This is a genomic window from Streptomyces sp. NPDC027189 (assembly GCF_055566975.1).
In genome coordinates this window covers 514592-537655 of sequence record NZ_JBVHRI010000002.1, presented here as the reverse complement: position 1 = coordinate 537655, position 23064 = coordinate 514592, and the positions used below count along the sequence as shown (strand labels likewise).

Here is a 23064-nt window from a genome sequence, read left to right as displayed (position 1 = left end):
TTCGGCACTCCGGCTGGCGTACGACATGTCGAACGTGTGGGGGTCTTAAGGGACATCGAGGCCTCGGGGAGGGAGACGGAGTGACGCTCACCATCGACCTGGGGACCGACACCGGACCCTTCCACGGCGGCGCGAGCGGCACTCTCTACGGCCTGTACGGCGACGGCGTACCCAGCCGCAATGTCGTCGAGGGCATGTACGTCCGCACGGTCTCCACCAAGGCCCAGGGCGGTATTCAGCACCCCGGCGCCGACGCGCTGGACATCCTGCCTCCCTTCGTCGACTCCGGCGGCCGGGACGTCTACGTCTACTTGGCCGACATCTACCGCGGCTTCCCCTACCAGTGGCCCGGTGCCACCGGCGAGGAGCGGCTCGCCGGCTTCATGGCGCTGATCGAGAAGCAGGTCCGCCAGGTGCCGGCGATGGGTACCTACAAGTCCCACATCGTGTATGTGCCGTTCAACGAGCCCGAAGGCAACATGTTCGGCACGGAGGAGTGGAGCTACAACCGGATCTCCTGGCGCACAGACCCGCGGTACTACTTCGCCGCCTGGAAGGACGCCTTCCGGCTCATCAGGCGCCTCGACCCGGACGCGCGCGTCGCGGGACCCAACACCAGCATGCTGTACGAAGAGGTCAAGGGCTTCCTGGAGTTCACCAAGGCCCACGACGTGCTCCCCGACGTGATCACCTGGCACGAGCTGTCCACCCCCGCCGCAATCCGCACCAACGTCGCCAAGTACCGGTGGATGGAGCGGGAGTTGGGGATCGGCCCGCTTCCCGTGAACATCAACGAGTACGCGCACAACTACCACTTGTCCGTGCCGGGCCAGATCATCCAGTGGATCTCCGCCATCGAGGAGTCGAAGATCGACGCCGACATGGCGTACTGGAACATCGACGGCAACCTCAACGACTCCGCGGTCGAGGCGAACAAGGGCAACGGTCAGTGGTGGCTGTTCAACGCCTACGGCCGGATGACCGGTCACACGGTCCGGGTGACCGCGCCCCGGCCCAACGTCCAGTACACCCTCCAGGGCGTCGCCACGCTCGACCGCGACAAGCGGCAGGCCCGGCTGCTGTTCGGCGGCGAGAGCGGCGCCGCGGACATCGTCTTCGCTCAGGTCCCCGCCGAGGTCTTCGGCGACGCGGTGCATGTGCGGCTCCACGAGATTCCCTGGACCGGACAAGTCGGCGCGTCCGCACAGCCGTTGCGGCTCCAGGACCGCGAACTTCCCGTGGTGGACGGGACGGCGATCCTGTCGCTGTCGGACCTCCATGAGATGTCCGCCTACGAGGTCATCCTCTCGCCCGGTGGCCAGGGGGCGGAGCTCGTACCGCCGTCAGTGGGCTGGCGGGCGACGTACGCGGCCGAGAACGCCACGTACACGGGCGGCGGTTATTCGAGGAACGGATCCGGGGGTTCGCCCTCGGACGTCGAGAAATTCGCCTCCTCCGGCACCTTCCACATCGGCGGTCTGCGCACCGGTTCGGACGGAGTCCTCGCCTTCGCCGTCGAGGTCCCCCAGGACGGGACGTACGACCTGAGCGTCTTCGCCAACTCTTACAACCTCGACGACCTGGTCGGCGAACAGGGCCCCACCAACGTCTTCCTGCGCGTCGACGGGGCGGACGCGCAGGAACTGCGGCTTCCGCTCGGCTACAAGCGGGCGGTGTGGGGTCACACCGACACCCAGGTGCGGCTGACCACGGGCAAACACACGATCACGCTTGCCGCGCGGGATCCCGACCTCGGTGTCACCAAGGGCGACGCGATCATCGACAGGCTCGACTTGGCACTGCGGGACGAGCGGGTGACGGCTCCCGCGCTGTACGAGGCCGAGTACGCGGTGCTCGGCGGCGGCGCGCACGTGAGCCATGCGCACCGCGGGGCCTCGGGGCCAGGCGCCGCCGTGCTGCCCCACGGAGGCACCGCCACGTTCTGGGTGCACGCGGCGACCGACGGCGAGGCGACCGTGACGGTGGAGCAACTGGGCGGTGGCGAGGGCATGTTGACCGTCAACGGGGAGAAGGCGGGGCGGCTGGGCCGGCTTCCGCTGTTCCTGGCCGGCGGCATCAACAAGCTGACGGTCACGGCCACTTCACGTCGGCTCGTCCTGGACCGACTGCTGGTGGCACCGGGAGAGGGGCGCCTGCAGACGATCGTGTACGCCGCCGAGGACGGCACCGTGACGGGGAAGGCGAAGGTGACCGGCGCCCACACGTTCGCCACCGGCGGGAAGGCGGTCGACGGCATCGGCGGGGGAGCGAGCAACGCACTCATCCTCACCGTCATGGCCGCGCACACCGGGCGGCACGCCCTCACCATCCGCTATTCCAACGGCGAGCAGGCCCCCGCGACCCACTACAACCCTGACCCGGTCTGCCGCCACGCGGACATCTCGGTCAACGGAGAGCCGGCGCGCCGCGTCCTCTTCCCCACCACCTTCCACTTCAACGACTTCCGCGACCTCGCTGTCCCGGTGACCCTGAAGCAGGGGGCCAACACCGTCACCTTCACGAACCGGAGCCAGAGTCCGGACCATCACCGGCAGAGCTCCGCACACGCCCCCGTCATCGACCGGGTGGCGGTGACACCACTGGCCCGAAACCCTTCCTGAGGCCCGGCTTCCGGGTCACGCCGACTTCGGCCACGGTCCCTCACAGCTGCCGGTGTGCGTGCCAAGTCCCGCGGCCCAGGCGTGATCCGAAAGGCAGGCCCTAGCCCTCCTCGCCCGCCACATGCACGCCGAAGGCCGCCCCCTGCGGGTCCCGCAGGACGGCGATGCGCGGGCCGTCCGGTACGGTCGTGGGCTCCATGAGCATGGTTCCGCCGGCCTGGACGGCGGCGTCCGCCGTGGCGTCCACGTCCTCGACGGCGAAATACGGCAGCCAGTGCGACGGCACCTCGTGCGGAAACTTGTCGTTCATGGTCACCATGCCGCCGAAGTCGGCACCGTCGATGCCCCACTGCGGGTAGTACTCCGAAGCGGTCACGGTCCAGCCGAACACCGTCGTGTAGAACTCCTTGACCCGGTCCGGGGCGCGGGTCATCAGCTCCACCCAGCCGAGCGCGCCGGGCGCGTTGAACAGACCCGCGCCGGGGAAGGCCCGCGCCTGCCACAACTGGAAGGCGGCGCCGCCCGGGTCGAAGGCCACCGCGAAGCGGCCCACGTCGAACACGTCCATCGGGCCGAGGACCACCGTGCCGCCCGCGGCGGTCACGGCTTCCGCGGCGGCGTCCGCGTCGGCCACGGCGAACGACACGTTCCAGGCGACCGGCTGTGAGTCCTGGTACAGCGGTGTGATCGCCGCGACCGCGGCGTCACCGAGGTGCGCGACCGTGTAGCCGCCCGCCTCCTGGCGCGGATCCGTCTCCGGGCGCCAGCCGAACAGGTGGGCGTAGAAGCGCTTGGCCGCCTCCAGATCGCTGGTCCCGAGCTCGGTCCAGCACGGTCCGCCGGTCACCGGCCTGTCGAGCTTCATGGCGTTCCTTCCGCAGCGAGCCCCCTCAGAACGCTAAGCCCAGGCCGCCGCACCGGCCATCCGGGCGCCGCCCCGGCATCGGCGCCCGCCCGCCGAAGGCCGTGCTGGACACCGTATAGGCCCCATATAGCGACCGAACCCACGCTCGACTCACTCGAACGAATGAGGGGGCTCGGACATGGGACGGGACGGCAGCGCGGCACGGGTGGCGGTGGTGACCGGTGGTTCGCGGGGGATCGGACGTTCCGTCGCCGCACGACTGGCGCAGGACGGTTTCGATGTCGCGATCTGCTACCGGTCGGACGAGGCGGCGGCGCAGCTCGTGCAGAAGGAGATCGAGGACGCGGGGCGCCGTGCGCTGGTCAGCCGCGTGGACGTCGCCGTCCGCGCAGAGGTGCAGGAGTTCGTCACCGCGGTGGAGGCGGAGCTCGGCACCCCTGACGCCGTGGTGACGTCCGCGGGCATCACCCGGGACCGGCCACTCGCCCTCATGGGGGACGAGGACTGGCACTCCGTCGTAGGGACCAACCTGAGCGGCACCTACCACCTGCTGCGCTCCGTCATCCGGCCGATGATCCGCGAGCGCGCGGGAGCCGTCGTCACCCTCTCGTCGGTCGCCGGGGTCGCGGGCAACGCGGGCCAGGCCAATTACGCGGCGTCCAAGGCGGGCATCATCGGCCTCACCCAGTCGCTGGCCAAGGAGGCCGGACGCTACGGGATACGGGCCAACGCCATCGCTCCCGGGTTCATCGAGACCGAGATGGTCGCGGGACTGCCCGAGGACGTCGTGAAGGGCGCGCTCACCCGTATTCCACTGGGGCGGTTCGGGCAGGCCGACGAGGTCGCCGCCCTCGTCTCGTTCCTGGTGTCCTCGCAGGCCGCGTACATCACCGGTCAGGTGCTGCGCGTCGACGGAGGCATGGCCCTGTGACCTCCGACGACCTGTGGTTCCGGCGCTATCCCGCGGCGCGGACCCCCCGGATGCGCCTGGTGTGCTTCCCGCACGCCGGCGGCAACGCCCAGCTCTTCCACGGCTGGTCGATCCGGCTGCCGGGCGATGTGGAACTGCTCGCCGTGCGCTACCCCGGACGCCAGGAGCGGATGGCCGAGCCGTGCGTCGAGTCCATGGACGAGCTCGCCGACGCGATCGCCCGAGCACTGGCCGGATACCGGGACGTTCCGCTCGCGCTGTTCGGGCACAGCATGGGCGCCGCCGTGGCCTACGAGGTCGCCGCCCGCCTCGACGAGACCGGCCCCGGGCCCGTGCACGCCTTCCTGTCCGCGCGCAACGCCCCGCACCGTGCGCCCCGCACCGCCCTGCACCGGGCCGCCGACGACGTCCTGCTCGCCTCGGTCCGACGGCTCGGCACCCTCGGCGGCGACCCCTACGGCGTACCCGAACTGCGCGAACTGCTGCTGCCCGTGCTGCGCAGCGACTACCGCCTCATCGAGACCTACGCCCCCGAGGACCCGCCACGGCTGCGGGCCCCGATCACCGCCTACGTCGGTGTCGCCGACCCCGGCTGCCACGTCGAACGCGTCACGGCCTGGGCCGAGTTGACCACCGGCGGCTTCGATCTGCGGTCGTTCCCCGGCGACCACTTCTACCTGGCCCCGCGGGAGGCCGAGCTGACCGCGGACATCGCCGCGCGGCTCGACCCGTCCCGTAGCGGGGCCGCCGCATTCGCCCACCCGACCGTCACGACCGCGAGGACAGCTTCATGACCAACACCGAGACCTGGGCGCCGCTGGAGATCGAGGCCGCGGACGGTGGCGGCGCCGACGAACTGCTCGCCCGGATCGACACCCTGGACCCCGGCCTGGACGACCTCCTCGTCCGCGAGAAGGGCGTGGTCTTCCGCGGGTTCGGCGTCACGCCCGAGACGCTCGACAAGGCGCTCGACCGGCTGCTGCCGCACCGACTGGCGTACGTCCACGGCAACTCGCCGCGCACCAAGGTCGGCGGCAACGTGTACACGTCGACGGAGTACCCGCAGGAGTACACCATCTCGATGCACAACGAGATGAGCTACGCGCACGCCTGGCCGACCCGGCTCGCCTTCTACTGCGAGGTGACGCCCGGCGGTGGCGGCGCGACACCGGTCACCGACGCCGCCCGCTGGCTGGCCGCGCTCGACGACGAGGTACGTGAGGCCTTCGCGGGCGGGGTGCGCTATGTGCAGAACCTGCACGACGGGTACGGCCTCGGCAAGAGCTGGCAGGACACCTTCGAGACCAAGGAACGCGCCGCCGTCGAGGAGTTCCTGACCGGCACCGGCGCCGAGTGGACCTGGCGCCGCGACGGCAGCCTGCGCGTCGAGTCGGTGCGCCCGTCCACCACCCGGCACCCGGTCGCCGGCGTCGAGGTCTGGTTCAACCAGGCCGACCAGTGGCACCCCGCCGGGCTCGGCGACGACACCGCCGCCGAACTCGCCGCGATCCTCCCCGAGGACGAGCTGCCGCAGATGGTGAAGTTCGCCGACGGAAGCCCCATCCCCGCCGAGTACGTCACCCAGATCCGGGACCGGGGCCTGGCCGTCGCCGTCGACGTCGACTGGCGCCGCGGCGATCTGCTGCTCATCGACAACGTGCTGCTGGCCCACGGGCGACGGCCGTTCACCGGTGACCGCAGGGTCCTCGTCGCGATGTCCGACTGAGCCGGGGGTTCCACGATGACGACCACAGAAGAAGAGATGCTGCCCGGCTGGGCAGGCACCGGCACCGCACCCGCGCTGCACCGCGCCGCCGCCCCGAGCGCGTCCGTCCTCGACGGCATCGCCGAACACCGGGACGCGCTGCGTCAGTTGCTCGTCCAGCGGGGCGCCGTCCTGCTGCGCGGCTACGCCATCGGCGGAGTCGACGGCTTCGACGCCGTCGTGCGCGCCTTCTCCGGCACACCGCCGCTGGCGTACGCGGAACGCTCCTCGCCCCGCAGCACCATCAAGGGGCAGGTCTACACCTCGACCGACTATCCGCAGGGCGAGGAGATCTTCCTGCACAACGAGAACTCCTACCAGGCCGTGTGGCCCGGCACCCTGTACTTCTACTGCGCGGAGCCGCCCACCACGCAGGGCGCCACCCCACTCGCCGACACGCGTCGCGTGCTGGCCGCCCTCGACCCGGACGTGCGTGAGGAGTTCGAGCGGCGCGGCTGGCAGGTCGTGCGCAACTTCCACACCGGGTTCGGCGTGCCCTGGCAGGAGGCGTTCAACACCACGGACCAGGACACCGTGATCGCGTACTGCAAGGAGCGGGACATCGTCGCCGAGTGGCGGCCCGACGGCGGACTTCGCACCACCGCGAAGCGCGCGGCCGTGCACCGCCACCCCGTGACCGGCGAGCGCGTCTGGTTCAACCACGCCACCTTCTTCCATGTCACCACCGTGGCCGAGGAGGTGGGTGCGGGACTGCGGGCGATCTTCCCCGACGAGGACCTGCCCACCAACACGTACTACGGCGACGGCGGAGCCGTCCCGGACGAGGTGACGGACCATCTGCGCGCCGTCTACCGGGCCAACTCCGTCCGCTTCGACTGGCAGCGCGACGACGTGCTGATCGTCGACAACATGCTCACCGCGCACGCGCGCGAGCCGTTCACCGGGCCGCGGCGGATCGCCGTGGCCATGGCCGAGCCGTCCGACGCCCCGTCGGACGGGGGGAGTTGAGGACGTCATGTCACAGCCCGAGGCTGAGAAGGCCCCGTTGGAGACCTATCTGACCCCGCCGACCCACGGGTCCCGCATCACCGGCATCGCCGCCTACCGGCCCACCCGGCTGCTGTCCAACGAGGAGTTGTCACCGCGCACGACGGTCTCCCCGGAGTGGATCGAGCAGCGGACCGGGATCAAGACCCGGCACCACGCGAGCGAGGCCGAGGACCTGGTCACCATGTCGGTCGCGGCGGGCGAGAAGGCCCTGGTGATGGCCGACATCGACCCCACGGAAGTCGACCTGACCATTGTCGCCACCGCCACCCGCAAGCGCCGTATGCCGGGCATCGCCCCGGAGGTGGCCAGCCGCATCGGACTTCCCAACTCGGGTGCGTACGACCTGAACGCCGTGTGCGCCGGCTTCACCTACTCGATGGCGATGGCGTCCAATGCCGTACGGCTCGGCGAGGCGCGCCACGTCCTCGTGGTCGGCGCGGAACGCACCAGTGACTGGATCGACCCCAACGACCCCGACACCTTCGTGATCTTCGGCGACGGGGCCGGCGCCGCCGTGGTCTCACGCTCCGAGCACACCGGCATCGGCCCCGCCGTATGGGGCAGCGACGGCGCTCGGCACAGCGTCCTCGGTCTGACCGAGCGGCCCGACGGGCGTGAGTACGTCGCCATGAACGGTCCGCTCGTCTACAAGTGGTCGACCGCGACCATGCCGGACGTCGCCCACCGCGCCTGCGCCGCCGCCGGGATCACCATGGCGGACATCGACTGGTTCGTGCCGCACCAGGCCAACAACCGCATCATCAAGACCCTCACCCGGGAGCTGGAGCTGCCGCCCGAGCGCGTCGTCAACGACGTCGTCGACACCGGCAACACCTCCGCCGCCTCCGTGCCGCTCGCGCTCAGCCGGCTCTACGACAGCGGCCGCTCCACCCCGGGCGACCACGTGCTGCTGCTCGGCTTCGGCGCCGGGCTCACCTACGCGGGCCAAGTCGTCCGCATGCCCTGACCGGGCCCGCCCCACTCCCATCCACACGCCCTTCACGCGAGAGACGGAACCTCACATGACCACGCACGAGTTGACCACCGACGCCCTGACCGCCGAGGTCATCGCACTCGTCCAGCGCACCGCCCCCGACCTGGAGGGCGACATCGACGCCGACTCCAGCTTCGAGGAGCTCGGCATGGACTCGCTCACGCGGGTCGACCTGCTGGCCGCCGTCGAGAAGACCTACAGCCTCTCGGTGCCCGACGAGACGGTCGCCGAGCTGCTGCGCGTGCGGGACGTCGTCGCCTTCCTCGCCACGGCGAAAGCAGAGGTCTGACGGTGGAGCTTCACCACGGGGGGCGGACGGCGGAAGCCGTCCTCGACACACCGCTCCCGCTGTCGGTGGGACAGGAAGGGCTGTGGCTGCTGCAGCGCCTGGCCCCCGACAGCGCGACATACAACCTCGCCGGCGGGGCCCGCATGACGCCCGCGCCGGACCCGGAGATCCTCGGCCGCGCCGTACGTGCCCTGACGGACCGTCACCCGATGCTCCGCTCCCGTTACACGGAGAACGACGGTCAGCCCTGCCGCATCGTCCAAGAAGTCGGCACACTTGGCGAGTTGACGGTCCGTGACGTACCGGACGCCACGGACGAGGAGCTCGACGAGCTCGTGAAGGCCGAGGTGCGGCGGCCCTTCCGGCTGGACACCGAGGGCCCCTTCCGGGCCGTACTGCTGCGCCGCCGCGACGACGCCGTGGCACTCGTCGTCACCCATCACATCGCCACCGACGCCTTCTCGCAGTGGCTGCTGTGGCGCGACCTGCTCCAGGCGTACGAAGCCTTCGCGACCGGCGAGGAGCAGCCCGGCTGGGAACCGCTCCCCGTCTCCTACGACGACTTCGTGGAGCGGGAGCAGGTGCTCCTCGACTCCTCGCGCGGCAAGCGGCAGGCGGAGTTCTGGCAGGAGGAGGCCGCCGGTTCGCAGGCCGCCGAACTGCCCACCGACCGGCCCCGCCCCGCCGTCTCCTCACAGGCCGGCGCGAGCCTGCTGCGGCGGCTGCCCGACCGGCTCTCCGACAAGGTGCTGCGCACCGCCGCACGGCGCGGAGTCTCCCCGTTCGCCCTCACACTCGGTGCTTTCCAGGCGCTGCTGCACCGCTGGGGCGGCCAGAGCGACTTCCTGCTCGCCTGCCCGGCGTCCACGCGCCGCTCGTCCGCCGCTGAGGTCGTGGGCTACTTCGTGAACCCGGTACTCATCCGCGGCCGGTTCGACCGGGAGACCACGCTCGCGGACGCGATGGACCGGGCGGCCGACCGGGTCCGGCAGGCGACCGCTCGCGTCTCCTACCCGTACCCGCTGGTCGCCCGCGACGCGGCCACGACGGGCCCGCTCTACCGGATCTCGGTGACGATGGTCGCCACCGACCGGTTCGGGCCCGGCATGGGCGGGGCCGCCTCGGGCGAGCCGATGATCGTGGCGGGCATCGAGACGACGTACCTGGAGATCCCCCACCTGGAAGGCCAGTGCGACCTCTCGCTGGAGATCACCCGTGACGTGTACGGACTGACGGTGGCCCTGCGCTACGACACGGACCTGTTCGAACGGGCCACCGCGGAGCGGCTGTTCGACCTCTTCGTTCGCTTCGTCGAGGCGGCCGCGGACGATCCCGACCAGCGCGTCTCCCGGATCCCGCTGACCGACGACGCGGAACGCCGAGCGCTCCTCGCCCTCGGCAGCGGCGGACCCGGCGGCACTCCGTGACCAACCACACAGGGCATCCCGTGACCGACCACGAACCCGGCAGGAGTCCGCGGCCATGACGCCACGACCGGTGCTCGACGGCATCCTCGACGCCATCGGCGACACACACCTGGTGGAGCTGGGCGGCCTGCTGCCACGCTTCCCCTCACGGGTCCTCGCCAAGCTCGAAGGGTTCAACCCGGGCGGCAGCGTCAAGGACCGGTCCGCGCTGTCCATGCTCCTGGGCCGGATCCGGGGCGGCGAGCTGATCCCCGGCCGGTCCACGGTCGTGGAGTCCAGCTCAGGCAACCTGGCCATCGGGATCGCGCAGATCTGCCGCTACTACGGGATCGACTTCATCTGCGTGGTCGATCCCAAGACCACCCGGCAGAACCTGGCGATCCTGCGGGCCTACGAGGTCACCGTCGACATGGTCACCGAACCCGACCCGGACACCGGCGCCTATCTGCCGGCCCGGCTCGCCCGGGTGCGGGAACTGGTGGCCGCCCTGCCCGGCGCGTACTGGCCCAACCAGTATGCGAATCCGCTCAATCCGCGGGCCCACACCCGGACCATGCGGGAGATCGCCGAGGCGCTGGACGACCGGGTGGACTACCTGTTCTGCGCCACCGGCACCGGCGGAACCATGACCGGCTGCGCCGAGTACATCCGCGAGCGCGGCCTGTCCACGACGCTGGTCGGCGTGGACGCGCTCGGCAGCGTGCTGTTCGGCGGTCCGCCGGGGCCGCGGCTGCTGCCCGGGCACGGCGCCGCCGTCCGCCCGGCACTCTTCGACCCCGCGCTCGCCGACGAGGTGGTGCTGGTCTCGGACCTCGACTGCGTGGTCGGCTGCCGGACCCTGACGCAGCGCGAGGCGATCCTCGCGGGCGGCTCGTCCGGCGCCGTCACCGCCGCGCTGCGCAAGTTCGCGGACCGCATTCCGGCGGGCAGCACCTGCGTGCTGATCTTCCCGGACCGCGGTGACCGCTATCTCGACACGATCTACGACGACGAATGGGTGCGCCGCCAGTTCGGCGAGGTGAGCCACCTGTGGAAGGAACCGGAGCACACCATGGCGGTGGGAACATGCTGATCATCGGCCACCAGACGGTCGCGGGGCTCCTCGAAGGGCGCGAGAAGGAGGTCGTCGACCTCGTCGCCGACGCCTACCGACGCCACGACGAGGGCCGCACCAGCCTGCCGCACTCCGTCTTCCTGCGCTTTCCCGACCGGCCCCGGGACCGCATCATCGGTCTGCCCGGATACCTCGGCGGCAGCGCGGAAGGCGGCGAGGACGACATCGCCGGGATGAAGTGGATCGCCTCCTTCCCCGGCAACATCGCCTCCGGAGTGCAGCGCGCCAGCGCCGCGATCCTCCTCAACAACCTGCGCAACGGGCAGCCCGAGGCGCTCATCGAGGGCTCGCTGATCTCCGCCCAGCGCACCGCCGCCTCGGCCGCTGTCGGCGCCCGCATGCTGCTCGGCGGCCGCAGGCCCTCCGGGGTCACGCTCATCGGCTGCGGTGTCATCAACCGCGAGGTGCTGCGCTTCCTGGCCGTCGAACACCCCGGCCTCGACCATCTCACCGTCTACGACACGGACCCCGAGCGCGCCAGGCGGTTCACCCAGGACAACGCGCGGCTGCTGCCGTCGGCCACCGTCCGCCACTGTGCCACGCTCGACGAGGCGCTGGCCGCCCACGACCTGGTGTCCATCGCCACCACAGCCGCGACCCCGCACACCACGCTCGACGCCTGCCCGCCGGGCACGGTCGTGCTGCACGTCTCGCTGCGCGACCTCACGGCCCGGGCCGTGCTCGGCGCCCACAACGTCGTCGACGACCCCGACCACGTGTGCCGTGAGAACACCTCGGTGCACCTCGCCGAACTCGCCACCGGTGGCCGGGAGTTCATCGACGCGAGCATCGGCGCGCTGCTGCGCGGCACCGCGAAGCTCGACCCGCACCCCGGCAAGCCGCGTGTGTACTCGCCCTTCGGTCTCGGCGTCCTCGACCTCGCGCTCGCCCGCTTCGTGCGGGACCGGGCCCGCGCCGGCGGCCTGGGCAGCGAGGTCGCGGACTTTCTGCCCGCGCCCGCCGCGTAGCAGCCCGCCGTCGCCGCGCACTCCTGCCCCTCGCCGCGCGGGGCCGCCGCACCGCCGTACGTGATGACCTTCCCTGGAGAAGAGATGACAGTCCCGCTGCACGAACTCATCGCCCACCAGGCCGTGTCGACTCCGCTCGCCGTCGCGGTCGACGGCGCCCAGGGGCCGCTGAGCCACGAAGCGCTCGACCGGCGCGCCAACCGGATCGCGCACCTCCTCGCGGCCCGCGGCGTCGGCGCGGAGGACCGGGTCGTCGTCTGCCTGCCGCGCGGTCACGACCTGGTAGCGGCGCTGCTCGGCGTCTGGAAGGCGGGCGCGGCCTATGTGCCGCTGGACGCCGGGCATCCGCAGGAGCGTACGGCCTGGGTGGTCGCCGACAGCGGCGCGGGGACGGTGGTGACGACCGCGGCCGACGCCGACGCGTTCGAGGAGCTGCTGCCCGGCGGCGTCGTGGCCCTCGACCAGGAGGCCGACACACTCGCCGGATTTCCGGACACGGCACCGCGGGTGGAGGTCTCCGCGGACCATGCCGCCTACCTCACCTACACCTCGGGTTCGACCGGGCGTCCCAAGGGCGTGCTCGTGCCGCACGGCGGCATCGCGGGCCGCGTCGCCTGGTCGCTCGGCAACCAGGGGCTGACGGCCGCCGACCGAGTGCTCCAGAAGACGGTGCTCACCTTCGACGCCGCCGCCTGGGAGTTGTTCACGCCGCTCGCCGCGGGCGCCACGGTCGTCATGGCACCGACGGGCGCCGAGGCCGACCCCGCCCTGCTGGTGGCCACGGTCGCCGACTCGGGCGTCACCGTCCTTCAGGGCGTGCCGTCCGTACTGCGCCTCCTGGTCGCCGAGCCGCGCTGGGCGGACTGCGCGGAGCTGCGTCTGGTGTGCTCGGCGGGCGAACCGCTGGACGCGGACCTGTGCCGCCGCCTCGCCGAACCGGGCGGCGCCCGGGTCTGGAACACCTACGGCCCCACCGAGTGCTCCATCGACGTCACCGCCCAGCTCTTCGACCCCGAGCGGCACACCGAGGTGGTCCCCATCGGACGGCCCATGGACCACATGCGCGTCTACGTCCTCGACGCCGAGTTCGACCCGGTGCCGATCGGCGTCGTGGGCGAGCTGTACGCGGCGGGCGCGGGCACGGCGCGCGGCTACGCGGGCCGTCCCGGACAGACCGCCGAGCGCTTTCTGCCCGACCCGCACGGTACCGCGGGCAGCCGTATGTACCGCACCGGCGACCTGGTGCGGTGGCGTTCCGACGGCTCTCTGGACTTCCTCGGCCGCGCCGACCACCAGGTCAAGGTGAACGGCGTCCGCATCGAACCGGCCGAGGTGGAGGCCGCGTTGAACGCCCACCCCGATGTCCGGGGCGCCGTCGTCGACGCCCGCGTCCTCGGCGACGGCAAGCGGCTCGTCGCCTATCTGACGACGGGCCGCCGCATCCCCCGGGACGAGCTGCGCACCTTCCTGCGCGGCCGGCTGCCCGAGCCGATGATCCCCTCAATCTTCGTGCCACTGGACGCCTTCCCGCTGACCAGCAGCGGCAAGGTGGACCGCGGAGCGCTGCCCGACCCGGTTCTCGAGCAGACACAGAGCGCCGAGTACATCGCACCGCGCACCCCCGCGGAACGGCTCGTCGCGCAGGTGTGGGAGCAGCTCCTGCAGGTCGAGCAGGTCGGCGCGCGCGACGACTTCTTCGCGCTCGGCGGCTCCTCGCTGGTCCTGACCCGGCTGGCCGACGCCCTGCGCAAGGCGTCGGGCGACGACATCCAACTGCGCGGCCTGTTCGGCGCGTTCACGGTCGAGGCACAGGCCAAGCTCCTGGAGGACGCACGTCCCGCCCTGCCCGGCGTGACGCCGATCGGCCGCGGGGAGCCGCTGCCGCTCTCCTTCGGCCAGCACCGGCTGTGGTTCCTGGACCGCATGCACCCGGGCAGCCCCGAGTGGGTAGCCCCGTTCTTCCTGCGGCTGCCCGCCGGTACCACCCGCGACGTCGTACAGTCCGCCCTCGACGCGCTGGAGGCCCGGCACGAGTCGCTGCGCACCCGGTACGTCGTCGAGGGCGAGGAACCCCGCCAGGTGGTCGTCGCGCCGGGCACCGTCGAACTCCGTGCCGAGGACGCCTCCGAGGCGCATCTGGAGCGGCTGTTCGGCGAGCAGTTCGCCCGGGGTTTCGACCTCACGGACGGCCCGCTGTGGCGGGCGATGCTGGTCCGCGTCCCGAAGGGCGGTCCTGTCCTGCTGGTGACGGCTCATCACATCGCCACCGACGGCTGGTCGACCGTGGTCCTCGACCGCGAGCTGCGCGAACTGTGCGCCGCGGCGACCCAGGGCCGGACCCCCGAACTCGACCAACTCCCGGTGCAGTACGCCGACTTCGCGGCCTGGCAGGCTGCCCACGCCGCCGACATCTCGTCGTCGCGCGAACTGGACCACTGGAAGCAGACCCTCTCGGGCCTGCCGGAACTCAGGCTCCCCACCGACCGCCCCCGCCCCGCGCAGCGCGACGCGCGCGGCTCCGGCGTCAGGTTCTCCGTGCCCGCCTCACTCGCCGACGCCCTCACCGGCATCGGACGCCGGCACGGCGCGACCCCGTACGTGACCCTGCTCGCGGCCTTCGGCGCGCTGCTCGGGCGCTACAGCGGCCAGGACGACTTCGGCATCGGCAGCCCGGTGACCGGCCGGACCCGCCCGGAGACCCAGAGCACCGTCGGGTTCTTCCTCAACTCCCTCGTCATGCGCTGCGATCTGAGCGGCGATCCCACCTTCGCCGAGCTGCTCCAGCGGGTACGGGCCACGGTCATGGCCGGCTTCGCCCACCAGGAACTGCCCTTCGAACGCCTGGTGGACGAGCTCCAGCCCACCCGTGACCTCTCGCGCACCCCGCTCTACCAGGTCGCCTTCGACCTCCAGGACGAGGGCGCGACCTCGGTGGCCGCCGACGACGTCCTCATGGACGCCTTCCAGGGCGCATGGCGCGTCGCCAAGACGGACCTCACCCTCTTCGTCTGGCGGCAGTCCGACGGATCCCTGATCGGCGCCTTCGAATACGCCACCTCCCTCTTCGACCACGACACCGTCGAACGCCTGGCCCACCACTTCGTCCAACTCCTCGAAGCGGTCGCCGCCGACGCGGACGCCTCCCTCTCCGCCGTCGACATCAGCTCCGTCAAGGAGCGTCGCCTTCTCAAGGCGTGGAACGACACGGCGACTTCGGTGCGTGAGGTGTCGGTGCCGGAGTTGATCGTGGAGCGGGCGGTGGAGTCGCCGGGTGCGGTGGCGGTGGAGGCGGGTGGTGTCCGGCTGACGTTCGGTGAGTTGGTGGCGCGTTCTGGTCGCCTTGCGGGGGTGTTGCGTTCGCGGGGTGTGGGTGCCGGGTCGTCGGTGGCGGTGTTGCTGGATCGTTCGGTGGATCTGGTGGTGGCGTTGTTGGCGGTGTGGCGGGCGGGTGCTGGGTTTGTGCCGTTGGATCCGGTGCTGCCGGTCGACCGAGTGGCCGGAATGCTGGCGGATGCCGGGGTGTCGGTGGCGGTGACATCGGAGGCGTATGCCGACCGGTTCGCGGTCGATGTCGTGCGGGTGGATGAGGATCATCCCGAGGCGGGGCCGCTGCCGTCGGTGGATCTGGATTCGCCGGCGTACACGATCTTCACGTCGGGGTCGACGGGTCGGCCGAAGGGCGTGCAGGTCACACACCGCAGTCTCGCCAACCATGTCGACTGGGCGGTGCGGGAGTTGGCTTCCTGTGGCTCGGGCGGTGCGCCGGTGTTCTCCTCGGTCGCCTTCGACCTGGTGGTGCCGAATGTGTGGGCGCCGCTCGTGGCCGGGCAGCGGGTGTGGTTGTTCGACGGTGAGCTGACCGAGCTGGGACAGGGGCTGGCGGAGGCCGGTCCGTTCTCCTTCCTGAAGCTGACGCCTGGTCACTTGGACGTGATCGGTAGCCAGTTGAGCGACGACCAGATCCGTGTGCTCACGACACGGATCGTGGTCGCGGGTGAGGCGCTGCCCGGTGCCCTCGTGGAGCGCTGGCGTCAACTCCTCGGCGACGGGCGGATATTCAACGAGTACGGCCCGACCGAGGCGACCGTCGGCACCTGTGTCTTCCCGATCGAGACGCCGTTCGACGGTGTGGTGCCGATCGGCCGCCCCCTGCCCAACGTCCACATGCGCGTCCTGGACGCCGAGCTGCGTCCGGTGCCGGTGGGTGTCGTGGGGGAGTTGTACGTCGGTGGCGTCGGCGTCGCGCGCGGTTATGTCGGTGATCCGGTGCGGACGGCGGAGCGGTTCCTGCCGGACCCGTACGGCGAGCCCGGCGCCCGGATCTATCGGACCGGTGACCTGGTGCGCTGGCGTGCCGACGGCGCCGTGGAGTTCCTGGGCCGTATCGACGACCAGGTGAAGGTGCGCGGATATCGCATCGAACTCGGCGAGATCCGGGCCGCGTTGATGGCCCGCCCGGAGGTCTCCGACGCGGCCGTGACCGTCACCGACGACCAGCGACTGATCGCCTACGTCGTCGGTGGCGTCGACGACCTCCGCGACGCCCTGGGGTCCGTGCTGCCCGAGTACATGATCCCGTCCACGTACATCGAGCTGGACAGGATCCCGCTGACCGCGAACGGCAAGCTGGACCCGCGCGCCCTGCCGGACCCGGAGGCCGGCGCTGCGGACACGTACACCGCGCCGCGCAGCGAGGTCGAGGAGAGCATCGCGGCCATCTGGGGTCAGGTCCTGGGCCTGGACAAGGTCGGCGTCGAGGACAACTTCTTCGACCTCGGCGGACACTCCATCCTCGCCGTACGGCTGATCTCGCGACTGCAGACCGAGTACGACCTCGACCTGCCGGTGCGGGTCGCCTTCGAGCGCCCCACGGTGGCGCAGCTCGCCGTGGAGATCGAGGACCGGGTGCGGGCCGAGATCGACGCGCTCCTCACCGACGCCCGCTGAACCTCGCCCCACCTCCCGTTCCCAGAGAGCCCCACCAGAAGGGACCCCCATCGCCATGGGATCCGCGCGACACCTCATCTCCATCACCGACCTGACCGACGACGAGCTGCGCGGCATTGTGGCGAGAGGCGTCGAATTCGCCTCGGGAGCGCGGGCGAAGACACTGGAGGGCGCCGTCGTCGGTGTCTACTTCCGGCGTACGTCGACCCGGACCCGTACCGCGTTCACGGCCGGCGCGCTGCGTCTGGGCGCGCAGACCGTGACGTTCGGGCCCGGTGATCTGCAGACCAACACCGGTGAGACCAGCGAGGACACCGGGCGGGTGCTCGCCGGGATGCTGGACCTGCTGGTGGCGCGGACCGCCGAAGCCACCGCCGAGCTACGGACCTGGGCGGCCGCCGGGGACATGTCGGTGGTCAACGCCATGAGCGCCGAGGAGCATCCGACCCAGGCGCTCACCGATCTGACCACGCTGCAACGGCACTTCGGGCGGGTGGACGGCCTGCGGCTGCTGTATGTCGGCGAGGGCAACAACAGCGCCGCCGCTCTCGCGCTGGCCCTCACCCGGTTCCCCGGCACCGAGCTGGAGCTGCGCACGCCGCCCGGCTACGGGGTCGCGCCCGAGGTGCTCGCTCAGGCGGCGGAGCAGGCGGTCCGCAGCGGCGCCAAGGTGATCGAGCGGCACGACATGAGCGTGCTGCCCGCCGACCTCGACGCCGTCTACACCACGCGCTGGCAGACCACCGGCACCAGCAAGCCGACCGAGGACTGGCGCGAGGTCTTCGCGCCGTTCCAGGTCACCCGGGCGCTGTGGGAATCCAGCCCGAAGGCCGCCTTCCTGCACGACCTGCCCGCCCACCGCGGCGAGGAGGTCACCGCCGAGGTCCTCGACGGGCCGGCGAGCATCGCCTTCACGCAGGCCACGCACAAGCTGCACAGCGCGATGGCGGTCCTGGAGTGGTGCTGGGCGGACGGACGATGACCAGTACGGAACTGGAGGCGCGGGACGGCGGCGAGGAGAAGCTGCCGCCGCTGCGCAGCAACGGGCGGTTCCGGCTGCTGTGGGGCGGTTCCGCGCTGTCGGTCATGGCGGAACGCTCCTCCACCATGGCCTTCACCCTGCTGGTGCTCTGGCACACCGGGTCGAAGAGCGCCGCGGGCCTGGTCGGCTTCAGCGCGCTGCTGCCGATGCTGGTCATGCAGTTGCCCGCCGGTGTGCTGGTGGACCGCTGGGACAGGCGGCGGGTGATGCTCGTGTGCGTGGCGGGCCGGGCACTGGCGATCGGGTCGGTCGCCCTCTCGCTCGCCGGGGACGAGGTACGCGTCTGGCACATCGCGATCGTCGCCTTCGTCCAGGGCAGCCTTACCGTTTTCTATCAGCTGTCCGAACGGGCCGCCGTGCGCGGGGTCGTACCGCCCCAGCAGGTGTCCACCGCGATGGCGCAGAACGAGGCGCGCTCGCGGGCCGTGAACTTCGTCGGGCACCCGGCGAGCGGTGTGCTGTTCGGTCTGTCAGCCTGGGTGCCGTTCCTGTCGAGCACCGGGCTGTACTTGATGTCCCTGCTGACACTCGCCCGGTTGCGGATCCCCCACAACAAGCGCTCCGGCAAGGCCAAGAGCGCCCGCGGAATGCGCGAGGAGATCTCCAGCGGACTGCGCTGGGTGTGGCAACGCGCCTACTTCCGCTCGGCGTTGCTCATCATCGCGGGCAGCAACCTCGTCTTCCAGGGGCTCATCCTCACCGTCGCCGTCATGGTCAGGGAGCAGGGCAGACCGGCGAGCACGGTCGGCCTGATCATGGCGGCCGGCAGTATCGGCGGACTTCTGGGAGCCTTCAGCGGCGGGTGGTTGAGCAGGCGGCTGCCGATGCGGCGCGTGATGATGTACGCGCATGTCGCCTGGGCCCTGATCATGCCCGGAACGGTGTTTCTCTTGCATCCTGTGACACTTGGGATTCTCTTCTTCATAACGTCGCATATAGGAGCCGCTGTTACGGTCTCCGGTATGTCCCATCAGGTGCGCATCACGCCGGACGCCATGCAGGGGAGGGTCGGCAGCGTCGTCATGCTCCTTGTCTCCGGGGCGAGTTCGCTCGGCGCGCTCGGCACTGGCTACCTCCTCGAAGGTGTCGGTACGCGCGGGACACTGGCCATCGCATCCGGAGTGATGGCCCTGCTCGCCGTGGTGGCGACCGTCGTGTTCACCCGCCCCGGGGCGGAGCGCGAAGACCGGAGCGCCCAGGACGAGGCGTCCGGACCTCAGCGGGAGCTGACGGCCGGTCCCCCCACCACCATGACGCTACGGAGAATCGATGGATGACGCAGTGCGGCTGGTGTCGCTCACCAAGACCTATGGCTCGGGCAGTGGCGCGGTCAGCGCGTTGCGCGAGGTCGACCTGTCCTTTCCGCGCGGCAGCTTCACGGCCGTGATGGGACCCTCGGGATCCGGCAAGTCCACGCTGCTGCAGTGTGCCGCCGGACTCGACCGGCCCACGTCCGGGCGGGTGTTCATCGACGGCACCGACATAGGCGGCCTGAACGAGACCCAACTGACCGAGTTTCGCAGGGAGTCCACCGGGTTCGTCTTCCAGGCGTTCAACCTGCTGCCCTCTCTGACCGCCGCACAGAACGTCGGGCTGCCGCTGCGGCTGGCCGGCCGCAAGCCCGGCCGGCAGACGGTGCTGCGGGCGCTCGCCCAGGTCGGCCTGGAGGATCAGGCCGGCAAGCGGCCCAGCCAGCTGTCCGGCGGTCAGCAGCAGCGGGTGGCGGTGGCCCGCGCGCTGGTCACGCGTCCCGCCGTGCTCTTCGCCGACGAGCCCACCGGCGCGCTCGACATCACTACCGGCCGCGAACTGCTCGAAGTGCTACGGAAGTTGGTGGGCAGCCCGGTTACGGGCGGCCAGGGCGCCGATGATCCCGAGCTCGACGAGCCCACCACCATCGTGATGGTCACGCACGACCCGAACGTCGCCTCGTACGCGGACCGTGTGGTGTTCCTCGCCGACGGCGCGCTGGTCGGCGAGCTGACCACGCCGACCCCCGAGGCCGTCGCCGCCCGCATGACCGATCTGGCGGTGTCGTAGTGCTCGGCATCGCCTTCCAGACCCTTCGGGCGCGCTGGGTGTCGTTCCTCGGCACGATCGTGGCGCTCGTGCTCGGCGTCGCGCAGGTAGCCGCCATGGGCGTCCTGCTGATGACGATGCTCGACCTGCCCGACCGCCCGGCCGAGCGCTTCGCCCAGGCCTCGGCCGTGGTGCTGCCCACCGACCCCGACTGGGACCCCGCCCACCACGACCTCGGCGTCCGCTCGCTGCCGGAGGCGGAGGGCGTCACGCAGGACCTGCTGAACCGGGTCTCGGCCACCGGGGAGACCGTCGTCGACCGGGCCTTCTACGCCCAGCTCCAGGACGGCCCGAAGAACCAGGTCGGCCACCCTTGGGCGGTCGCCCGCTTCGGCGGCTACAAGCTGACGAATGGTCAACAGCCCACCGGGGACCGGGAGATAGTCGTCCCCTCCGACCAGGCGCACACCGGCGAGAAGGTCACGGTGATGACCGCCGCCGGAGTCTCCACGTACACGGTGTCCGGCACGGTCGCCCCGGTCGACTGGGAGAACGCGGTGTTCTTCGGCGACGCCGAGGCCGCCCGTATCTCTCCGCGCATCCAGGCCCTGGTGGCGCTCGGCCCGATCGACCAGGTGCGCGGCGCCGTCGGCAAGGACGCCGCAGTCCTCACCGGCAAGGACCGGCACAAGGCCGACGCCAGCGAGGCCGAGGACCGGGAGACCCTCGACAACACCATCACCCTCGTCCCGGTGATGGCATCCGTCGCGGGCACCACCTCCGTCTTCGTCGTGGCCTCCACCTTCGCCTTCGCCGTCATCCAGCGGCGCCGCGAGGTCGCCCTGCTGCGCACCGTCGGCGCCACACCCAAGCAGGTCCGCCGCATGGTCCGCGGCGAGGCCCTGCTCGTGGGCACGCTGGCCTCCGCGCTCGGTACGGCCCTCGGGCTGTACGGGGCGCAACTGCTCACCGACATGCTCATCGACCTCGACATCTCACCGCCCTGGTTCCGGGTGCGGCCCTCGCTGCACTGGACGGTGACCGCCCCGCTGGCCGGCGCGTTCCTCGTCGGTGTGCTGGTGGCGCTGTGCGGAGCGGCCGCCGCCGCGCACCGCGCCGGACGGGTACGGCCCGTGGAGGCGCTGCGCGAGGCCGCGGTCGACGACTCCGGGATGACGCCGGGCCGACTGCTGATCGGCGCCCTCGGCATCGGCGGCGGCGTCGGCCTCGCCGCGTGGATCGCAGTGGGCAAACCGGCCACGATCCTCTCGCCCAACACCTATGTCACCGAACTGCTGGTCCCGGTGCTGGCCGCCGCCGTCATCGCACCCCTCGCCATCGGTCCGCTGGCCCGCCTGCTGATGTGGCCCTTCCGCAACTCCGCCGGGCCCACCGCGATGCTCGTCCGCGAGAGCGTGCTCACCTCACGTAGGCGTACCGCCGCCACCGCGGCACCCATCCTGCTGACCGTCGGCCTCGCCCTGTCGCTGCTCGCCGCCACCGACTCGCTCGGCGCGGCCCGCGACCACGGACTGCGCAACCAGGTCGCCTCCGAGTACGCCCTCGCCCCCGACGGCACCCCGGGCATCAGCCCCGAAGTCGTCGACCGGGTCAAGAAGATCGACGGCGTACAGATCGCGGCGCCCCTCCTCACCACCGTCTACACCCGCGACGAGGACCGCTACGACGAGAACGACGGCATGGTCGTGGACACCTCCGCCCTCAAGCGGACCATGGACCTCACCATCACCCAGGGCTCCCTGGACAAACTCGACGACAACAGCATCGCCGCCCCCGACCTGTGGGGCTGGGACGCCGGCACGTCGCAGAAGATCCTCCTCGGCGACGGCGAGGAGGCCACGCTGAAGGTCGCGGCGGTCTACAAGGCCATGCGCGGCGAGGACGTCGCGTACCTCCCGGAACGCTTCGCCCCGTCCGCCGCCTACGCCCGCGACGGCCTCGCCCGCCGCGCCTACATCACCCTCGATCCCGGTACGGACAAGGCAGCCGCCACCGCGGCCATCGCGAAGGCCGTCCAGGGCACGGGAGCGCGCTTCCTGACCCGCGACGAGCTGGTCGCCTCGGAGAGCGCGTACGCCCGCCACCTGATCGAGGTACGGCAGCGTTCGACAGCCGTGATCGTCGTACTGTTCTGCTTCATCGCGATCCTCAACACCTTGCTCATGGCGACCTCCGACCGGCGTCGCGACCTGGCGGTGCTCCGCCTGGCGGGGGCCACCCCCAAGCAGGTCGTACGGTTCTTCGTCGCCGAATCGCTGCTGGTGGCCGGTATCGGCATCGTCCTCGCGCTGCTCGCCTCCGCCGTCAACATCGCGGCCCTGTGGGCAGCACTGCTCCAACTCTTCGGGACGACACCGATCGTGGCGCCGTGGCTCGTGGTCGTCGGCATCGCCGCCGTCTCCACGGTGCTCGCCGTCATCGGCACGGTGCTGCCGGTCTCGGCGGCGCTGCGTTCCCGGATCGTCCAACTGGTCGGCGCCCGCGAATGACAGCGTCCAACTGGTCGGGCGCCCGCGCATAACGCGGACGCCCCGCCCGGAAGACCGCGCGCGGCCTGGTCCCTCCCCCCGTGGGGACCGGGTCGCGCGCTTTTCCATGCCCGCGGACCACCCCCGTGCGCGCGTGCATGCGTACGACAGTTCGCGTAGAGGCCCGGTATAGGCCCCCGCCGGAAGCTGACGGCGGATCCGGTTCGTATCCCGGTCCGCTGTCCGAACAGACCTCCGAGAGGGAGAGCCGACATGGCTGACGAGCAGACCGACGACCGCGTGTACCGGGTGGTGCTCAACGACGAGGAGCAGTACTCCCTCTGGGCCGCGGACCGGGACCTGCCCGCGGGCTGGCACGCGGAAGGCACCGAGGGGACCCGGCAGGAGTGCCTGGACCGCATCGAGGAGGTCTGGACGGACCTGCGCCCGGCGAGCCTGCGCCGCCGCATGGAGCAGGCCACCGCCTGAGAGGCGTCCGCCCGAGGCAGCCCCGAGAGACGTCTGCCCGAGGGGCCGGCGTCCGGGACACGACAGCCTCGAGGCGCAGGCACACGTACAGCA

At 71.3% G+C, this 23064-nt stretch carries 17 protein-coding genes; 16 read left to right on the top strand and 1 reads right to left on the bottom strand.

What is annotated here, in order from left to right:
- Positions 1-80: 80 nt before the first annotated feature.
- On the top strand, positions 81-2621 hold the full coding sequence (locus ACZ4RZ_RS06910) for a cellulosome protein (RefSeq protein WP_467742752.1): 2541 nt from the start codon (positions 81-83) through the stop codon (positions 2619-2621).
- A 100-nt stretch (positions 2622-2721) separates the two neighbouring features.
- On the opposite strand, the gene ACZ4RZ_RS06905 is transcribed toward ACZ4RZ_RS06910, so the two are convergent.
- Positions 2722-3486 (bottom strand): VOC family protein, encoded by a 765-nt coding sequence (locus tag ACZ4RZ_RS06905; protein WP_467742751.1) that lies wholly within the window; start codon positions 3484-3486, stop codon positions 2722-2724.
- A 178-nt stretch (positions 3487-3664) separates the two neighbouring features.
- Between ACZ4RZ_RS06905 and fabG the strand changes: the two genes are divergently transcribed.
- From fabG to ACZ4RZ_RS06830, 15 genes are all read left to right on the top strand, one after another.
- On the top strand, positions 3665-4417 hold the full coding sequence (gene fabG, locus ACZ4RZ_RS06900; RefSeq protein ID WP_467742749.1) for a 3-oxoacyl-[acyl-carrier-protein] reductase: 753 nt from the start codon (positions 3665-3667) through the stop codon (positions 4415-4417).
- Entirely contained in the window at positions 4414-5211 is a 798-nt protein-coding gene (locus ACZ4RZ_RS06895; RefSeq protein ID WP_467742748.1) for a thioesterase II family protein, read from the top strand. The genes fabG and ACZ4RZ_RS06895 overlap by 4 nt, the downstream gene beginning before the upstream one ends.
- On the top strand, positions 5208-6143 hold the full coding sequence (locus tag ACZ4RZ_RS06890) for a TauD/TfdA family dioxygenase (protein WP_467742746.1): 936 nt from the start codon (positions 5208-5210) through the stop codon (positions 6141-6143). Before ACZ4RZ_RS06895 ends, ACZ4RZ_RS06890 begins: the two co-directional genes overlap by 4 nt.
- Positions 6144-6179: 36 nt before the next feature.
- Positions 6180-7151, top strand: coding sequence for a TauD/TfdA family dioxygenase (locus ACZ4RZ_RS06885; protein WP_467743089.1), 972 nt, complete (start codon positions 6180-6182; stop codon positions 7149-7151).
- Positions 7152-7158: 7 nt separating this feature from the next.
- Entirely contained in the window at positions 7159-8160 is a 1002-nt protein-coding gene (locus ACZ4RZ_RS06880) for a beta-ketoacyl-ACP synthase III (RefSeq protein ID WP_467742744.1), read from the top strand.
- A 55-nt stretch (positions 8161-8215) separates the two neighbouring features.
- Positions 8216-8476, top strand: a complete 261-nt coding sequence (locus ACZ4RZ_RS06875; protein WP_388881799.1) for an acyl carrier protein — start codon at positions 8216-8218, stop codon at positions 8474-8476.
- Positions 8477-8478: 2 nt separating this feature from the next.
- Complete coding sequence (locus ACZ4RZ_RS06870; RefSeq protein WP_467742741.1) at positions 8479-9903, top strand: condensation domain-containing protein; 1425 nt, start codon at positions 8479-8481, stop codon at positions 9901-9903.
- 55 nt (positions 9904-9958) lie between these two features.
- Entirely contained in the window at positions 9959-10975 is a 1017-nt protein-coding gene (gene sbnA, locus ACZ4RZ_RS06865; RefSeq protein WP_467742739.1) for a 2,3-diaminopropionate biosynthesis protein SbnA, read from the top strand.
- On the top strand, positions 10969-11985 hold the full coding sequence (gene sbnB / locus ACZ4RZ_RS06860) for a 2,3-diaminopropionate biosynthesis protein SbnB (RefSeq protein WP_467742737.1): 1017 nt from the start codon (positions 10969-10971) through the stop codon (positions 11983-11985). The genes sbnA and sbnB overlap by 7 nt, the downstream gene beginning before the upstream one ends.
- A gap of 84 nt (positions 11986-12069) precedes the next feature.
- A complete protein-coding gene (locus ACZ4RZ_RS06855; protein ID WP_467742735.1) occupies positions 12070-16932 on the top strand; it encodes an amino acid adenylation domain-containing protein in 4863 nt (1620 codons plus the stop codon).
- 55 nt (positions 16933-16987) lie between these two features.
- On the top strand, positions 16988-17914 hold the full coding sequence (locus ACZ4RZ_RS06850) for an ornithine carbamoyltransferase (protein ID WP_467742733.1): 927 nt from the start codon (positions 16988-16990) through the stop codon (positions 17912-17914).
- Positions 17911-19251, top strand: coding sequence for an MFS transporter (locus ACZ4RZ_RS06845; RefSeq protein WP_467742731.1), 1341 nt, complete (start codon positions 17911-17913; stop codon positions 19249-19251). Before ACZ4RZ_RS06850 ends, ACZ4RZ_RS06845 begins: the two co-directional genes overlap by 4 nt.
- Entirely contained in the window at positions 19244-20014 is a 771-nt protein-coding gene (locus tag ACZ4RZ_RS06840; RefSeq protein ID WP_467742729.1) for an ABC transporter ATP-binding protein, read from the top strand. Before ACZ4RZ_RS06845 ends, ACZ4RZ_RS06840 begins: the two co-directional genes overlap by 8 nt.
- Positions 20014-22503, top strand: coding sequence for an FtsX-like permease family protein (locus ACZ4RZ_RS06835; protein WP_467742727.1), 2490 nt, complete (start codon positions 20014-20016; stop codon positions 22501-22503). Before ACZ4RZ_RS06840 ends, ACZ4RZ_RS06835 begins: the two co-directional genes overlap by 1 nt.
- A gap of 252 nt (positions 22504-22755) precedes the next feature.
- The gene (locus ACZ4RZ_RS06830; protein ID WP_369244673.1) at positions 22756-22971 is read left to right on the top strand and encodes an MbtH family protein; all 216 of its coding nucleotides are present in this window, start codon (positions 22756-22758) and stop codon (positions 22969-22971) included.
- Positions 22972-23064: the final 93 nt, after the last annotated feature.

What these genes read in the sequence shown, in the direction of transcription:
- ACZ4RZ_RS06905 (WP_467742751.1), bottom strand. Translation starts at nt 3,486, where the DNA reads ATGAAGCTCGACAGGCCGGTGACCGGCGGACCGTGCTGGACCGAGCTC.
- fabG (WP_467742749.1), top strand. Translation starts at nt 3,665, where the DNA reads ATGGGACGGGACGGCAGCGCGGCACGGGTGGCGGTGGTGACCGGTGGT.
- ACZ4RZ_RS06890 (WP_467742746.1), top strand. Translation starts at nt 5,208, where the DNA reads ATGACCAACACCGAGACCTGGGCGCCGCTGGAGATCGAGGCCGCGGAC.
- ACZ4RZ_RS06885 (WP_467743089.1), top strand. Translation starts at nt 6,180, where the DNA reads ATGCTGCCCGGCTGGGCAGGCACCGGCACCGCACCCGCGCTGCACCGC.
- ACZ4RZ_RS06880 (WP_467742744.1), top strand. Translation starts at nt 7,159, where the DNA reads ATGTCACAGCCCGAGGCTGAGAAGGCCCCGTTGGAGACCTATCTGACC.
- ACZ4RZ_RS06875 (WP_388881799.1), top strand. Translation starts at nt 8,216, where the DNA reads ATGACCACGCACGAGTTGACCACCGACGCCCTGACCGCCGAGGTCATC.
- sbnA (WP_467742739.1), top strand. Translation starts at nt 9,959, where the DNA reads ATGACGCCACGACCGGTGCTCGACGGCATCCTCGACGCCATCGGCGAC.
- sbnB (WP_467742737.1), top strand. Translation starts at nt 10,969, where the DNA reads ATGCTGATCATCGGCCACCAGACGGTCGCGGGGCTCCTCGAAGGGCGC.
- ACZ4RZ_RS06855 (WP_467742735.1), top strand. Translation starts at nt 12,070, where the DNA reads ATGACAGTCCCGCTGCACGAACTCATCGCCCACCAGGCCGTGTCGACT.
- ACZ4RZ_RS06850 (WP_467742733.1), top strand. Translation starts at nt 16,988, where the DNA reads ATGGGATCCGCGCGACACCTCATCTCCATCACCGACCTGACCGACGAC.
- ACZ4RZ_RS06845 (WP_467742731.1), top strand. Translation starts at nt 17,911, where the DNA reads ATGACCAGTACGGAACTGGAGGCGCGGGACGGCGGCGAGGAGAAGCTG.
- ACZ4RZ_RS06840 (WP_467742729.1), top strand. Translation starts at nt 19,244, where the DNA reads ATGGATGACGCAGTGCGGCTGGTGTCGCTCACCAAGACCTATGGCTCG.
- ACZ4RZ_RS06830 (WP_369244673.1), top strand. Translation starts at nt 22,756, where the DNA reads ATGGCTGACGAGCAGACCGACGACCGCGTGTACCGGGTGGTGCTCAAC.